Here is a 14,965-nt window from a genome sequence, read left to right as displayed (position 1 = left end):
AGTGTCACGTACGTTCCGCTATCGGAGGCTGATCAACGAGTTGCGCGCCACCAGGTCTGGTCACGATCAGACCAGTGTGCTCGACGGGTTGCGGCGGGCCATCCTGGACGGTGCCGCACCGCCGGGTTCGATGATCCCCATCGGTGAGGTGGCCGACACGTACCAAATCAGCCCCATTCCGGTCCGGGAGGCGCTCAAGACCCTTGTCGCGGAAGGACTTGTGGACCACCGGGCCAACGGGGGATACCGCGTCGCGCAGCTCACCTTGCCGGAGCTTCGTGAGATCTATTTCACCCGAGGCGTTCTGGAGCGTGCCGCACTGGCGCAGGCCGTGGCGCTGGCAACCCCGGAAGACCTAGATCGCGCAGTGGCCGAACATCAGCTGTTGCAGCAGGCGACCGTCGAGGGCGATGCCCGCGCTTTCCACCAGCATTCCCGTCGTTTTCACCGTGCCTTGGTGCTGCCCTGCGGCATGCACCGCCTGCTGCACATGTTCGAGGCCACGTGGAATCTGACCGAGCCGTTCCAGGTGATGCGGACGGTCTCGGCGTCGGATCAACTGCAACTGCACGCCGATCATGAGGCGATGATCACAGCGGTGGCAAGGCGTGACACCGAGGCCCTGCTGACCGTTGCGGCCACCCATCACGACCGTTTGGAGTCGGTGATAGTCGCTGCCGCAGGACAATTGGATGTGGCCGCCGAGGCGTAGCCGGGTGCGGCCCGCCGGGAAAATATAGACACCCGGCAACCTGGCCGCAACACGTTCGATCTAGCGTCGCTTGCGCGTCCGGCGGGTATGCGTCGGCACACCGAGGCAGGGAGGTTCCGCGATGAGCGCCGACACGACGCGACCGGCCGCGCCCGGGGCCGCACGCAAGAGGATCCACCCGGTGGACGAGGTGCCCTCCGCAGGCAAACTCGTCACCCTGGGCGTCCAGCACGTGATCGCGTTCTACGCGGGCGCCGTACTGGTGCCGCTGCTGATCGCGCGGGCTATCGACCTGGACGCCGAGGCGCTGACCATGTTGATCACGGCTGACCTGTTCACCTGCGGTATCGCCTCGATTCTGCAGGCCGTCGGGTTCTGGAAGATCGGCGTGCGGCTGCCGCTGCTACAAGGGGTCACCTTCGCCACCCTCGCCCCGGTGATCAAAATCGCCAATGACCACGGCGGCGGCAGGGTAGGGCTGCTCACGGTTTACGGCGCCGTGATCGCCGCGGGCGCGTTCACCTTCCTCATCGCCCCGTTCTTCGCCCGGCTGATCCGCTTCTTCCCACCGATCGTCACCGGCTCGGTCATCACGATCATCGGGGTATCGCTGTTGCCGGTGGGCATCGGAGACGCTGTCCGCAACCCGCACAGCCCGGTGGCCGCCCACGATCCCGGAAACGGGCGATGGCTCGTGTATGCGGTGGGCACCATCGCGGCGATCGTGTTGATGCAGAGGTTCTTCCGGGGCTTCTGGAGCACCATCGCCGTGCTGCTGGGGTTGGTCGCCGGTACCGCCATCGCGTGGTTGGCCGGGGACACCGACTTCACCCGCGTCGGCGAGGCGGACTGGATCGGGTTCACCTCGCCGTTCGCGTTCGGAGCACCGCGTTTCGATGTGATCGCAGTGGTGTCGCTGATCGTGGTGCTGCTGGTGACCGCCGTCGAATCCACCGGTGCGGTCTTCGCCACCGGCGAGATCGTCGGAAAGCGGGTGCGCGGAGCCGATATCGCTGCCACGGTGCGGGCCGACGGCATCGCCACGATGATCGGCGGCACCTTCAACTCGTTCCCGTATACGGCGTTCTCGGAGAACGTCGGGCTGGTGCGCCTGACCGGTGTCAAGAGCCGTTGGGTGGTAGCGGCCGCCGGGGTGATCATGATGGGGTTGGGTGTGTTGCCCAAGACCGCCAAGATCGTGGAGTCGATTCCGGCCCCGGTGTTGGGCGGGGCCGCCATGACGCTGTTCGCGACGGTGGCGGTGGTCGGTATTCAGACACTCGGCAAGGTCGATTTCAACGACCACCGCAACCTGATCATCGCCAGTACGTCGCTGGCGATGGGGATGTACGTGCAGTTCTCTCAGTCCTCGGGCCCGTCGACGGTCCTGGACCACGGGCGCGATATCGCCGTTCCGGCGCTTCCGGGAATCGACCAGGCGGTCCCGGGGCTGCTGCAGATCCCGTTCAGCACCGGCATCACCATGGGCGCCATCACCGCGATCGTCTTGAACCTGCTGTTCTTCCACACCGGCAGCCGGGGCGTGGCGGTGGCCGGGGGCGGTGCCATTCGGCTCGCGCAGGTCAACGAGATGACCCTGGAGGAGTTTCGCCGCACCTTCGGCGGCCTGGTGCAGGACGTGCACTGGGTGGTGGACCGCGCCTACCGGCAGCGGCCGTTCGCCGACACCCATGACCTGCGCAGCGCCTTCCAGGAGGCGATGCTCACCGGCGGCGACGAGGAGCAGCTCGAACTCATCAGATCGTTCCCCGATCTGGGCGCCGAGGACGAAGCTGGTGAGATGGCAGCCGTCGACCACACCATCTTGCAGACGCTGGACGAGAGCGAACTGAACAACGTGGTGAGCCTGGCCAACGCCTATCGCGAGCATTTCGGCTTTCCGCTGGTGATCTGCGCACGCGAGACCGAGCGTTACGAGCGTCTGCTGCGTAACGGGTGGAGCCGGATGGAGAATTCCACCACCAGCGAGCGTGCCTTCGCGCTCATCGAGATCGCGAAGATCGCCAATTACCGGTTCGATGATCTGGTGGCCGACGCCAACCCCATCACGGCCGCTCGTTTCGGTCGCTTCGAGGATTTCCATGCGGCGCGTTGACTGGCGGGGAATCGAGAGCTTCAACGAGCTGTCCGACAACCAGGCGATCCACTGGCTCTACGAGTGTTGCGCCTCGCGGATATGGGCGGTGCGGGTGGCGGCCGGGAGGCCGTTCCGCGACGAGCAGGCGCTGTACAACCGTGCGGACCTGATCCTGGCCGAGCTCACGGAGACGGACCTGGACGAGGCGCTCGACGGGCACCCGAGGATCGGGGAGCGCTCCGAGAGCGCGGCCTCCCAGCGTGAGCAGTCGGGTGTGGCCGGTGCCGACGCCGCGGTCCTGGCCCGGCTCAGGGAAGCCAATGCCGAGTACGAGAAGCGATTCGGCTACGTATACCTGGTGTTCGCGAACGGTAGACCTGCCGAGGAGCTACTGACGATCCTGGAAGAGCGGCTCAAGAACGATCCACAGAACGAACGCCGGGTCATGAGAATGGAGTTGGGCAAGATCAATCGCAGCCGACTGGTGCGGATGCTGGGGCCCGCGGGCAGGCATGCCGACGAGATCGAGACGGAGGATGAATTGTGACGGGTCTGAGTACCCATGTCCTGGACGCGGTGACCGGGCGACCGGCACAGGGTGTCCGGGTGATGCTGCTGGACGCCACGGGATCTCAGGTAGCGGGCGGCGCCACCGATTCCGACGGAAGGATCGCGGACCTCACCGGTACGGTGTTGGCATCCGGGCCGTACCGGTTGGTGTTCGACACCGGAACCTGGTTCGCCGACAACGGGATCGAGGGTTTCTACCCGGAGGTGATCGTCAGCTTTCACGCGGACGGCGGCGCACACCTGCATGTCCCTCTGTTGCTGAGCCCCTACGCCTACTCGACCTACCGCGGCAGCTGAGAAAGGAAGCATCAATGGGAATCGTCCTGGGAGGCAACCAGTACGGCAAGGCCGAGAATCGGGTGGTCCGGATCTACCGCGACGCTCCGCGCCACGAGATCAAGGACCTGAATGTCGGCAGCGCGCTGCGCGGAGATTTCGCGGCCGCCTACACCGACGGTGATCAGCGCAAGGTGCTGCCCACCGATAGCCAAAAGCAGACCATCTACGCCTACGCCAAGGAGAAGGGCATCGAGACCATCGAGCGGTACGGTCTGGACCTGGCGTACCACTTCGTGGACGAATACGAGCCGGTGACCGGGGCACGTATCGAGATCGACGAATATGCCTGGGAGCGTGTCGTTGTCGATGGGCGCGAGCATGACCACACCTGGGTCCGCAAGGGTCAGGAGGTGCGCACCGCCGAGATCACCGTCGACGGTGTCGGCACGCAGCAGCAGACCTGGGTGGTCGGCGGCCTCAAGGATCTCGTCGTACTGAAGTCGACGGGTTCGGAGTTCCACGACTTCCTGGAAGACAAGTACACGGTCCTGCAGCCGACGACTGATCGGGTGATGGCCACCTCGCTGGTGGCCAAGTGGCGCTTCGTGGGTACCGATATCGACTGGGACGCAACGTATGCCGGGGTCAAGGCGATCATCCTGGAGAGGTTCGCCACCGTGCACTCGCTGGCCCTGCAGCAGACGCTGTACGAGATCGGCAAGGCCGTTCTGGCGGCATACCCGTCGATCGCGGAGGTCCGGCTCTCGGCGCCGAACAAGCACCACTTCGTCTACGACTTATCGCCTTTCGGGTTGGATAATCCCAACGAGGTCTTCCATGCCGACGATCGTCCGTACGGGTTGATTCAGGCCATCGTCGCCCGCGACGACGCCCCGGATGCCGGGCCGGCGTGGTACCCGCATCTGTCTTGGTTGGTCTAGCGGTCGCCGTCGAGGTAGCCGGTGATATCGCGCCCCCGCACCAACACAGCGCTGATGGCAGGCTCGCGCAGCCCCATCAGCAGGCCAAACAGTGTCTGCTCGGCGGCCACCTGCCCGTCGTCGGATCGGACGCCGTGGGAGAGAGTGTCGGCCAGGGGGTGCCACCGGTCCGGATCGACGATCAGAAAGTCGGCGTCCTTGCCCGAATCCAGATTGCCAAAGGTGTCTTCGCGGTCCAGTGCCCGTGCTCCAGCCAGCGTGGCGGTGAACAGCAGCTCGGCAGGATGCAGGGATACCGCGGCCGAAGCCGGTTCGGACATGTGGACCTTGAAGCAGTCGTTCAGCACGCGGCTCAACAGCCATTCGTCGCCGGCGCCCACGTCGCTGCCCAGCGCGACGTTGACTCCGCTGGCGACGGTTCTGCGCCAGGGCATGGTGCCCGAACCCAGGAACAGCTGGGAGGTGGGGCAATGCGCGATGGAGCTGCCCGTCTCGGCGAGCCGGGCCAGTTCGGCGTCCTGGCAGTGCACGGCGTGCGCCAGGATGCTCCTGCGGCCCAGCAGAGTTGCGCCGCCCTTACGGGAGCCGGGCAGAAAATGACCGTCATAGGTATCCAGGTAACTCGCCACCCCGTACGCCGACAGCGTGGCATCCACCTCACCGGTGTTGGGCCGGGCGTTCTCGTTGAGGTGGGAATGGAAGTAGACACCGTCGCCGCGCACGGTGTCGTACAGCTCGCCCAGCGCCGCGAGGGTGTCCGCGGTGACCGACAACGAGAACCGCGGGGCCAACGCCACATCGGTGAGATCGCCCCCGTGCCAGCTGCTGATTTCATGGGCACACAGCTCGATTGCGCGTTCCGTCGTGGTCAGCAGCGGCCCGGCGCTGTCCGGCCCGGTGGTCTGCACGCCGCGCCCGCTGACCATGCGCAGGCCTGCGGCGCGCGTCGTGGTGAACAAGGCCTCCTGCGCCTGCGGAAAGGCCGAGCCCATCACCATCGCGGCGGTGGTTCCGGCGGCGATCCGGCGGCGGCAGAACGCGACGGCCGCGCGCCGCGCCAGCGCGGGATCGGACAGGCGCGCCTCGGCCGGAAAGATGCAGTGCTCCAGCCACTCCAACAATTGGCCACCGCCATAGGAGTCGGTGCAGTACACCTGCGGAAAATGCATATGCGTGTCGACGAACCCGGGCAGCAGGAAGCTCCCGCGATGGTCGCGCACGGACCATGCGGTGAATTCCCGGGGCAGTTGGGAATACGGGCCGCAATAGGCGATCGCGCCGTCGACGCCGACCGCCAGGGCGCCGTCGGGAATCGACTGCAGATGTGCGGGCGCATCGGCCACCGTGGGGGAGCCGGTGATGTGGAAGATGTGCCCGCGATAGACGGCAGCGGCGATCGGGTCCATGCCACCATAGTGCACAGTGCACCTCGGTGGCGCAGCACAAAGCACCACAGCGGGGTGCCTCGATGAGTCCAATAACGTTGATCGAGAATGTATTCGCCGCCACCGTAGATCAGCAACGCCGGGAAATCGACGATGCGACGGTGGTTGTCGAGGACGGCCGGATTGCCGCGGTACTGATGGCCGGGGAACCCAACCCCTGGCGGGCATTGCCGGATGTAGTGCGAGTGGATGGCCGTGGCTGTCTGCTCACACCGGGCTTGGTCAACACACACCACCACCTATACCAGTGGATCACCCGTGGGTTGGCCGCCGATCACACGCTGTTTCAATGGCTTACCGCCCTGTACCCGGTGTGGGAGGGTATTGACGCGGACGGCCTGCACGTGGCGGCGCAGGGTGCGTTGAGCTGGCTGGCGCTGTCCGGCTGCACCACGACCACCGACCACCACTATGTATTTCCTTCGGGTGCAGGCGATCTGCTGGAGGCCGAGATCGAGGCAGCCCGCGAGGTCGGACTGCGGTTCGACCCCACCCGAGGTTCGATGGACCTGGGCGAATCGGACGGCGGGTTGCCGCCGGACAATCTGGTGGAGTCGATCGACACCGCGCTGGAGGCCAGCGCCGCGGCCATCGCGCGCTGGCATGACCCGGCGCCCGGCTCGATGGTGCGCATCGGTGTGGCGCCGTGCTCGCCCTTCTCGGTGAGCGGTGAGCTGCTGCGGCAGTCGGCGCTGCTGGCCCGCGAGCACGGCGTGCGGCTGCACACCCACCTGGCGGAAACCGAGGACGAAACCGCCTACTGCGCGCAGCGGTTCGGCTGCAGCCCCCTCGACTACATGGAAGGGCTGGGCTGGCTGGGGCCCGATGTGTGGTTCGCGCATGGCATCCACTTCGACGACGCCTCCATCGCCCGGCTGGCCGGTGCGGGCACCGGCATCGCGCACTGCCCGACCTCGAACGGGCGCCTGGGCGCCGGTATCGCCCGTACCCGGGAGCTGGTGGCGGCGGGGGTGCCGGTGGGCCTGGGTGTGGACGGTGCGGCCTCCAACGAGTCGGGGCGTCTTCTGGAGGAGGCGCACCAGGCGCTGTTATTGGCACGCGCCGTCGGCGGGCCCACGGCGCTGAGCACCCGCACCGCACTGGAGCTGGCGACGCTGGGCGGTGCCCGGCTGCTGGGCCGCGCCGAAGAGATCGGCTCGATCGAGGTCGGCAAGTGCGCCGACCTGGTGCTGTGGGACCTGAGCACGCTGGCCCATAGTGGAATCGACGACCCGGTGGCCGCGCTGATCTTGGGCGAGGTGCCGCCCATCAGGTGTTCGTGGGTCGGCGGCAAATCGATCGTCCGGAATGGGGAAATGCTCACGGTCGACACCGACCGGGTCGCCGCCGCGGTGCGCGCGGCGCATCATGGATTGATGAGCAGGTTGCGCTGATGGATCTGCACACCATCGAGTCGGTGATGATTCCACGGGACCGGGCTGACCTCAGCGGTCTCGGTGAGCACGACGGAGTGCTGGCGGGCGGTACCTGGCTGATGAGCCAGCCGCAGCCGGGGCTGCGGCGGTTGGTGGATCTGGCCGGTATGCGCTGGCCGGATTTGGCGGTCGACGGCGATGGTCTGCAGGTGGGTGCCACCTGCAGCATCGAACGGTTCGTCAACGCCTCGTATCCGCCCGAGTGGCAGGCCGTGAACCTCTTCGGGCAGTGCGCCCGGGCACTGCTGGCCTCGTTCAAGATCTGGCGCACCGCGACGGTCGGCGGCAACATCTGCCTGGGCCTGCCCGCCGGGGCGATGATCTCGTTGTGTGCGGCCCTCGATGCCGAACTGCTCATCTGGCGCCGCGATGGCACCGACGAGCATTGCGCCATCACCGAATTCGTGACCGACATCAACGTGACGATATTGCGCCCCGGTGATGTGTTGCGCGCCATCACCTTTCCCTCCCGTGCGTTGTCGCAGCCGACGGCGCTGCGCAAGATCGCCTATTCGGCGCTGGGCCGATCCGGTGCACTGGTCACCGGGCGACTCGACGGCGCCGACATCGTGCTGGGGGTCACCGCGGGCACGCGCAGACCGGTCGTGTTGCGGGTGCCCGCCGAACCGGAGCGGGTGCACGAGGCCGCAGCGGCGATTCCCGCCGCGCAGTTCCACACCGACGCCCATGGGACCGCCGCGTGGCGCCGTGCGGTCACCGCGCAACTGGCCCGCGAGGTCGCCGAGGAACTCACGAGCGGGCGCCCATGAAGGTCAACGGCCAGATCATCGACACCAGCCCGCGCCCCGGGCAGTGCCTACGCACCTTCCTGCGCGAGCATGGCCACAGCGAGGTCAAGAAGGGTTGCGACGCAGGCGATTGCGGTGCCTGCACGGTGCTGGTCGACGGGGCATCCCAGCACTCCTGCATCGTGCCCGCGCACCGTGCCACGGATGCCGAGATCCTCACCGTCCGAAGCCTCGGGGACGAGCACGACCTGCATCCCGTGCAGCGCGGATTCATCGATCATGCCGGGTTCCAGTGCGGATTCTGCACCGCCGGCATGGTGTTGACGGCGGCCACCCTCACCGGCGACCAGACCGAGGATCTGGGCAATGCGCTGAAGGGCAATCTGTGCCGGTGCACCGGCTACCGGCCCATCCGCGCCGCTATCGGCGGCGCCACAGCACCGCAGGACACCGTCAGCGCGCCCGCCGCCGCACGCGTGGTCACCGGCACCGAGCTGTACACCATGGACCAGTTGCCGGCCGGCGTGGGACATGTTGCGGTACTGGGTAGCCCGTACCCGTCGGCCCGCATCACGCGGCTCGACACCGAGAAGGCCCGCGGCCTGCCGGGGGTACGGGCGGTGCTCTGCTACCGCGACGATCCGGGGGTGCCCTTCTCCACCGCCCGTCACCACGAGCGCACCGACGATCCCGACGACACATTGATTTTCGATCGTGTGCTGCGGTTCGCGGGGCAACGTGTCGCGGCGGTGGTGGCGGACTCGCCCACCATCGCACACCGGGCGCTGGAGCACATCGACGTCGAGTACGAGGTGCTGCCCGCGGTGTTCGATCCGGAGCTGGCGCAGCGTCCCGGAGTGCACCTGGTGCACGGTGACAAGGGGCCGGGCGCCAGGATCGCCGATCCCGCACGCAATCTGGTGGCCGAGGTGCACGGCGAGGTCGGTGATGTCGAGGCGGCGGTGGCGCGGGCGCGGGAGGCAGGCGCGGTGGTCAGCGACAGCTGGCAGACCGCGCGGGTACAGCATGTCCACCTGGAGACACACGGGTCGGTGGGATGGCGCGACGAGCACGGCCGCTATGTCCTGCGCACCAGCAGCCAGGTGCCGTTTCTGGTCCGTGACGAGCTCTGTCACGTCTTTGGCCTGGCGCGCGAGCAGGTTCGGGTGTTCGCGCCGCGGGTGGGCGGCGGATTCGGCGCCAAACAGGAGATGCTCACCGAAGACCTGGTGCTGCTGGCGGTGCGTGTGACCGGGGCGCCCGCTGTCTACGAGTTCACGCGCAGCGACCAGTTCACCATCGCGCCGTGTCGCCACCCCATGCGCGTCAACGTGACCGCCGCGGCGAGCCCGGACGGTGAGCTGACCGCGTTGGCCGTCGACGTGCTCTCCGACGCCGGGGCCTACGCAAACCACAGCGTGGGCGTGATGTTCCACGGCTGCAACGAATCGATGGCCCAATACCGCTGTGCGAATAAGAGAGTCGATGCACAGGCGGTCTACACCAACAACCTCCCGTCCGGTGCGTTCCGCGGCTACGGGCTGGGGCAGGTGCTGTTCGGTATCGAATCGGCCCTCGACGACCTGGCACGCGAACTGGGCATCGACCCGTTCGAGTTCCGGCGCCGCAACGCCATCGTCCCGGGGGACCGGTTCGTCAGTTGGGAAGTGGAAGAAGACGACCTGGAGTTCGGCAGCTACGGACTGGACCAATGCCTGGACCTCGCACAGGAGGCGTTGGCGCAGGGCGCCACGGACCCGGCGCGTAACGGGACGGCGCTGCCCGCTGGCTGGAAGGTCGGTGAGGGCACGGCCATCGCCATGATCGCGACTGTGCCCCCACGCGGTCACGTGGCCGACGCCCGCGCCGAACTGGACGCGCGGGGCCGCTATCGGATCTCCGTGGGGTCAGCCGAGTTCGGCAACGGCACCACCACCGTGCACGCGCAACTGGCCGCGGCCGTGCTGGGCTGCGCCCCAGACCAGATCGATATTCACCAGGCCGATACCGACGAAGTGGGCCATGACACCGGGGCGTTCGGTTCGGCCGGCACCACCGTCGCGGGGCTGGCCGTGCACAGGGCGGCAGAGCTGTTACGAGACAAGATCATCCGGTTCGCCGCGGCAAAACTGGCCGTGCCGGAATCCCAGTGCGTGCTGGGCCGGGACGGGGTGCGGATCGGTGTGGAGCTGTTGTGCCTGGCCGATATCGCGGCCGCAGCGCCGCAACCACTGACGGCGCTGGGACGCCACGAGGGCACACCACGCTCGGTTGCCTTCAACGTCCAGGCATTCCGTGTGGGGGTGCATCCGGCGACCGGCACCGTGCGCATTCTGCAGTCGATACAGACCGCCGATGCCGGTGTGGTCATCAACCCGCAGCAGTGCCGTGGCCAGGTGGAGGGCGGTGTCGCACAGGCCATCGGGTCGGCGCTCTACGAGGAGATCCTGGTACAGGACGGCTACGTCAGCACCATCGCGTTGCGCAACTACCACATTCCGCGGCTGGTGGATCTACCCGATACCGAGGTCTACTTCGCCGACACCTACGACACCCTCGGGCCGCTCGGTGCCAAGTCGATGAGTGAGTCCCCGTACAACCCGGTGGCGCCCGCCCTGGCCAACGCCATCCGCGACGCGGTCGGCGTCAGGATGTACCGCCTGCCGATGAACGCGGCGCGCGTGTGGCAGGCCATCGACGAGTCCGGGGCAGGGGAGCCCGCATGAAGGATGTGCTCGGGGATCTGATCGCCCTGCTGGAAGATGGTGGCGCCGTCGCGTTGGCACGCGTGGTGGAGGTCAGTGGCGCAGTTCCGCGTGAGCCGGGCGCGACGATGATCGTGCCGGCCGACGGGATGGTCATCGGGTCACTGTCCGGTGGATGCGTGGAAGCGGCGGTCATCGAGACGGCACGCGAGGTGCTGGCCACGGGGCTGTGTGTCAGTGAGCGATTCGGTGTCGACGACGGGATCGCACCTGGTCTCACCTGTGGTGGTGAGATTGAAGTCGTCACTGAATGTGTTGGCGCCGAGCGGCTGCCGCTGCTTCGAGAGCTGCAGTCTGCACTCGGCGCGGGGGAGTCGGTGGGCTTGGTGAGCACTCTGTCGGGGATTCCTGACTGGGCCCTGGTGCGGCCAGGGGAGTCGGTGCCGTGGCCGCAGATCGATGGCGACGTCGCAGCGCTGATACGTGCGGGCAGCAGTGCGGTGGCCGGTGCCGATCGCTGTGAACCCGACCAGTCCGGTCTGCACCGGGTGTTCGTGCAAGCATTCGCGGCGCCCCCGCGCATGATCTTGGCGGGGGCCAACGCGTTTGTCCGGGCCTTGAGCCGCACCGGCAGCCAGCTGGGCTACCGGGTGACGGTGGTCGATGCCCGCGAGGTGTTCGCGACGCCGGCGCAGTTCCCGCATGCCCATGAGGTGGTGGTCGACTGGCCGCACCGGTACCTGCGGGCGGAGGTGGATGCCGGGCGGGTCGACGGGCGCACCGTGGTGTGCGTCCTGACGCACGATCCCAAGTTCGACGTGCCGATGCTGGCGGCGGCGCTGACCGTGGCACCGGTGGCCTTTGTCGGTGCGCTGGGCTCGCGGCGCACGCACACCGATCGGGTGGCGCGCCTGCGCGAGGAGGGCGTCACCGACGATCAGCTGCGTAGGCTGCGCAGCCCACTGGGCCTGGATCTCAATGCCCGCACCCCCGAGGAGACCGCGATATCCATTGCGGCACAGATCATCGCCGAAACCTCGGGAGGCTCCGGGCGGGCTTTGAGTGACACCGACGGGCCCATCCACCGGTAGGGGGCTGCGGTGTACCTGAAGGCATGTCTGAACGGAGTCCGGCGCAACAGCGCGGTGCCGATTTTGTCATGTGAAACTCGATGGCCTGTCATACTCGTTGTGTTCTATACAGTTTCAAATTGGGTGAGGAAGTCAGATGCGAGCTGCTCCTGCTCTTAGACGCATCACTCGGTCCGATCATGAGTTCGAAACCTTGTGTCGTGGATGGAACCGGCGATTTCACGCGGACCCCCTGGAGGTTGTGTTTCCGGCCAGCACAGACGAGGTGGCCGTGGCTCTGCTGGATGCGCAGCGGCGGCAAATACCGTTTCGGATCCGCTCGGGTGGACACTCGGTAGACGGCTTCTCGGGCGTTGCGGATGGCATCGTCATTGACCTGAGAGATCTCAATGCCGTTGGTGTCGCCTCTGATTGCACGCGAGCCAAGGTGGGGGCTGGCGCTCATCTGCACGATGTCTATGAAGCACTAGGCCAGATCGACCGGGTAATACCGGGCGGGGTTGGCCGCTCGGTGGGTATGGGTGGTTTGATCACCGGCGGAGGGCTGGGCGGATTGACTCGCTGGCTGGGTGCGCTGGCTCACAACGTAATCTCATTCGACCTGGTTGATGCCCAAGGACAGATCCACTGTGTGACACCGGACAGCCATCCGGACTTGTATTGGGCCTGTCTTGGCGCTGGCGGAGGCAATTTCGGCATCATCACCGCCTTCACGCTACGGCTAACGCCGCTGTCTGCCGCCGTGTGGTATCGACTGTCATGGCCGTGGAGTCAGTTCGAGGACGTCTACGAGGCGTGGCAGCGGTGGGCACCGGACACCGATAGTCGGCTGACGCCACTGCTGGTGATGTGGCCGACAACGTCAGCCAACCGGATTGATGTGGCCGGCATCTTTCCGGGCACGCCCGAAGAGCTCGATGATTTGTTGACACATCTACTCAGGGATGTACCACCTCCGAGTGAAAAGCAAATAACACCAACCACATTCGTTGCCGCCATGGCGGCGCTACTGCAGAAGGTCGGCGGCGAGTCCTTTGACGTCGGTACCCGCGCGGCGACCGCGTCACCATTCTTCGACCAACCGCTGGACAGGAACCTCATGCGCATACTTCGCGATTGGCATACCAAAGCACCCGGCAACTCATTTGTATGGTGCCTGCCCGGTGGTGCAGAACTAGCCGCCGCCGCTGGCAGGGGAATCCACTCCTTCGCTCACGGTCAAATGCAGCAGCTGATGCTCATCCGGTCCGACTGGAGCGACGTACGCCAGGACGACGCCTGCGTCTCGTGGGTCAGTGGTCTTTACAGTCTGGTGCAGCCTTACGCCTGTGGCGCTTACCTCAACTGGACCAATACCGACGTCGAATCGCGGCCGCACCGGTTGTACCGCGACAGTTACGCCAGATTAGTTGAGATCAAACATCGCTACGACCCGAGCAGCGCCTTTAACTTTGCACAGGCGATCCCAGTCTCGGTATCCGCTGCGGAGGCACGGCGGCTCCAACTACCGGCAGTCACACTCGCCGAGCTGTCCAACCGAGGCGTCCTGGTCGACTAGAACGCCATCATCACAATCGCCGGAGGGGCTGGCGTGTGCACGTTCCCGCACCGGGATCTCGGTGTCTCGGATGCGTGAGAGCTCCGTGTGCCTCAGAGTAATAAGAACGTTGTGACACCGGAGGTTTGTTGATTTCCACGAAACTGAGAGTCGCGGGCCTGCAGTCGGCCGGGAGCCCAGCGGACCCGGAGGCTAACCTTGCCGAACTCGACCAGGCTGCCAAATGGGTAGCCGGACAAGCAGATCTACTCATCACGCCAGAGCTTTTCGTGACCGGATACGACATCGGGGATCGTCTACCGGAATTGGTGAGCGCAGATCATCTCGACACGGTCCGCGCCATCGCGGAACGGAACGAGATCGCGATCATCGTGGGGCTGGCCGAAAGTGGCGCTGCGGGGGCGCTGTACAACAGCGCCGTCTTCATCGACGAGCGTGGCGCCGTGCGTGGTCGCCATCACAAGACGCATTTGTTCGGTGAGATCGACCGTGCGTACTTCACGCCGGGGAGCCAGGCGGTGACCGTGGTGCCGTATCGAGACGTCAACATCGGCATGATGATTTGTTACGACATCGAGTTCCCGGAGAACGCCCGGATGAGTGCCCTCGCCGGTGCGCACCTGCTCGCGGTGCCGACGGCACAGATGACGCCTTTCGAGATCGTCGCCGATGTCGTGATCCGGGCGCGTGCCTGGGAGAACCAGATCTATCTGGCCTACATCAATCACGACGGTGTCGAGAACACGACGACCTACGTCGGCCGGAGCAGCATCGTCGGTCCCGATGGGGGTGTGCTGGACCGTATCGAATCGGGGAGCGGCACGATCATCGCCGAGATCGACACGGAAGCGGTCCGCTCAGCGCAGCGCGCCAACCCTTATCTCACCGATACTCGTCCCGAACTGAATGCGGCCCTCGTGACCAGGGACTCGCGCGTCGTGTGATCAGCGTGACACAGCCCCGATTCCGGGGTGGAAAACCGCCAACTAGCTGCAAGAACTGTGGTGCGCGATACTGGGATTGAACCAGTGACCTCTTCCGTGTCAGGGAAGCGCTCTCCCGCTGAGCTAATCGCGCGGGTCTTTATGGAGGTGGAGACGGGAATCGAACCCGTGTGCACGGCTTTGCAGGCCGTTGCCTCACCACTCGGCCACTCCACCGCTAGGGATGCCTGTCTACCCCTTCGAGCGGATGACGGGATTCGAACCCGCGACCCTCACCTTGGCAAGGTGATGCGCTACCAACTGCGCTACATCCGCGCGCAACGGATGAGATCGTCACCCGGTGCGAAGTGAAACAGTAGTCGAACGAGAGGTTTAATCACAAATCCCTTGCGTGCGGGGCCCGTAGGCTGCCGGACTTCGGTCTTTCCGGCGTCTCG

Annotated in this window: 12 protein-coding genes and 3 tRNA genes; 11 read left to right on the top strand and 4 right to left on the bottom strand. The window is 66.1% G+C overall.

The window, feature by feature from the left end; genetic code table 11:
- Position 1: 1 nt before the first annotated feature.
- From MYCSP_RS13480 to pucL, 5 genes are all read left to right on the top strand, one after another.
- Entirely contained in the window at positions 2 to 712 is a 711-nt protein-coding gene (locus tag MYCSP_RS13480) for a GntR family transcriptional regulator (RefSeq protein ID WP_088413956.1), read from the top strand.
- 121 nt (positions 713 to 833) lie between these two features.
- Positions 834 to 2,828, top strand: a complete 1,995-nt coding sequence (locus MYCSP_RS13475) for a solute carrier family 23 protein (protein ID WP_088413954.1) — start codon at positions 834 to 836, stop codon at positions 2,826 to 2,828.
- Positions 2,815 to 3,357: a 2-oxo-4-hydroxy-4-carboxy-5-ureidoimidazoline decarboxylase gene (gene uraD / locus MYCSP_RS13470; protein ID WP_088413953.1), complete on the top strand. Its 543-nt coding sequence runs from the start codon at positions 2,815 to 2,817 to the stop codon at positions 3,355 to 3,357. The genes MYCSP_RS13475 and uraD overlap by 14 nt, the downstream gene beginning before the upstream one ends.
- Positions 3,354 to 3,677 (top strand): hydroxyisourate hydrolase, encoded by a 324-nt coding sequence (gene uraH, locus MYCSP_RS13465; RefSeq protein ID WP_088413952.1) that lies wholly within the window; start codon positions 3,354 to 3,356, stop codon positions 3,675 to 3,677. The genes uraD and uraH overlap by 4 nt, the downstream gene beginning before the upstream one ends.
- 14 nt (positions 3,678 to 3,691) lie before the next feature.
- Positions 3,692 to 4,600, top strand: coding sequence for a factor-independent urate hydroxylase (pucL, locus tag MYCSP_RS13460; RefSeq protein ID WP_088413951.1), 909 nt, complete (start codon positions 3,692 to 3,694; stop codon positions 4,598 to 4,600).
- Here pucL and MYCSP_RS13455 read toward each other — a convergent pair.
- Positions 4,597 to 6,006: an amidohydrolase family protein gene (locus tag MYCSP_RS13455; protein ID WP_088413950.1), complete on the bottom strand. Its 1,410-nt coding sequence runs from the start codon at positions 6,004 to 6,006 to the stop codon at positions 4,597 to 4,599. The two genes, pucL and MYCSP_RS13455, sit on opposite strands and share 4 nt — an antisense overlap.
- Positions 6,007 to 6,068: 62 nt before the next feature.
- On the opposite strand from MYCSP_RS13455, the gene MYCSP_RS13450 reads away from it, so the two are divergent.
- The 6 genes from MYCSP_RS13450 to MYCSP_RS13425 all read left to right on the top strand — a co-directional run bounded on the left by MYCSP_RS13450 (position 6,069) and on the right by MYCSP_RS13425 (position 14,528).
- Complete coding sequence (locus MYCSP_RS13450; protein ID WP_088415616.1) at positions 6,069 to 7,439, top strand: 8-oxoguanine deaminase; 1,371 nt, start codon at positions 6,069 to 6,071, stop codon at positions 7,437 to 7,439.
- A complete protein-coding gene (locus MYCSP_RS13445) occupies positions 7,439 to 8,251 on the top strand; it encodes an FAD binding domain-containing protein (RefSeq protein WP_088413949.1) in 813 nt (270 codons plus the stop codon). Before MYCSP_RS13450 ends, MYCSP_RS13445 begins: the two co-directional genes overlap by 1 nt.
- Positions 8,248 to 10,956 carry a molybdopterin-dependent oxidoreductase gene (locus tag MYCSP_RS13440; RefSeq protein ID WP_088413948.1) on the top strand — a complete coding sequence of 903 codons (2,709 nt, stop codon included), beginning with the start codon at positions 8,248 to 8,250 and terminating at the stop codon, positions 10,954 to 10,956. Before MYCSP_RS13445 ends, MYCSP_RS13440 begins: the two co-directional genes overlap by 4 nt.
- The gene (locus tag MYCSP_RS13435) at positions 10,953 to 12,026 is read left to right on the top strand and encodes an XdhC family protein (RefSeq protein WP_088413947.1); all 1,074 of its coding nucleotides are present in this window, start codon (positions 10,953 to 10,955) and stop codon (positions 12,024 to 12,026) included. The genes MYCSP_RS13440 and MYCSP_RS13435 overlap by 4 nt, the downstream gene beginning before the upstream one ends.
- A gap of 136 nt (positions 12,027 to 12,162) precedes the next feature.
- Positions 12,163 to 13,584: an FAD-binding oxidoreductase gene (locus MYCSP_RS13430; protein WP_088413946.1), complete on the top strand. Its 1,422-nt coding sequence runs from the start codon at positions 12,163 to 12,165 to the stop codon at positions 13,582 to 13,584.
- 128 nt (positions 13,585 to 13,712) lie between these two features.
- Positions 13,713 to 14,528: a carbon-nitrogen hydrolase family protein gene (locus MYCSP_RS13425; protein WP_088415615.1), complete on the top strand. Its 816-nt coding sequence runs from the start codon at positions 13,713 to 13,715 to the stop codon at positions 14,526 to 14,528.
- Between the two features lie 58 nt (positions 14,529 to 14,586).
- On the opposite strand, the gene MYCSP_RS13420 is transcribed toward MYCSP_RS13425, so the two are convergent.
- The 3 genes from MYCSP_RS13420 to MYCSP_RS13410 all read right to left on the bottom strand — a co-directional run bounded on the left by MYCSP_RS13420 (position 14,587) and on the right by MYCSP_RS13410 (position 14,843).
- Positions 14,587 to 14,661: transfer RNA gene (locus MYCSP_RS13420), tRNA-Val, on the bottom strand.
- A 9-nt stretch (positions 14,662 to 14,670) separates the two neighbouring features.
- A tRNA-Cys gene (locus tag MYCSP_RS13415) sits at positions 14,671 to 14,744 on the bottom strand.
- Positions 14,745 to 14,770: 26 nt separating this feature from the next.
- Positions 14,771 to 14,843 (bottom strand) — tRNA-Gly (locus MYCSP_RS13410).
- Between the last annotated feature and the right edge of the window lie 122 nt (positions 14,844 to 14,965).

This window comes from Mycobacteroides saopaulense, assembly GCF_001456355.1.
In the GTDB taxonomy this organism is placed as follows: Bacteria; Actinomycetota; Actinomycetes; order Mycobacteriales; family Mycobacteriaceae; genus Mycobacterium; species Mycobacterium saopaulense.
The sequence above is the reverse complement of the archived record's forward strand: the minus strand, read 5'-3'. Positions and strand labels throughout refer to the sequence as shown.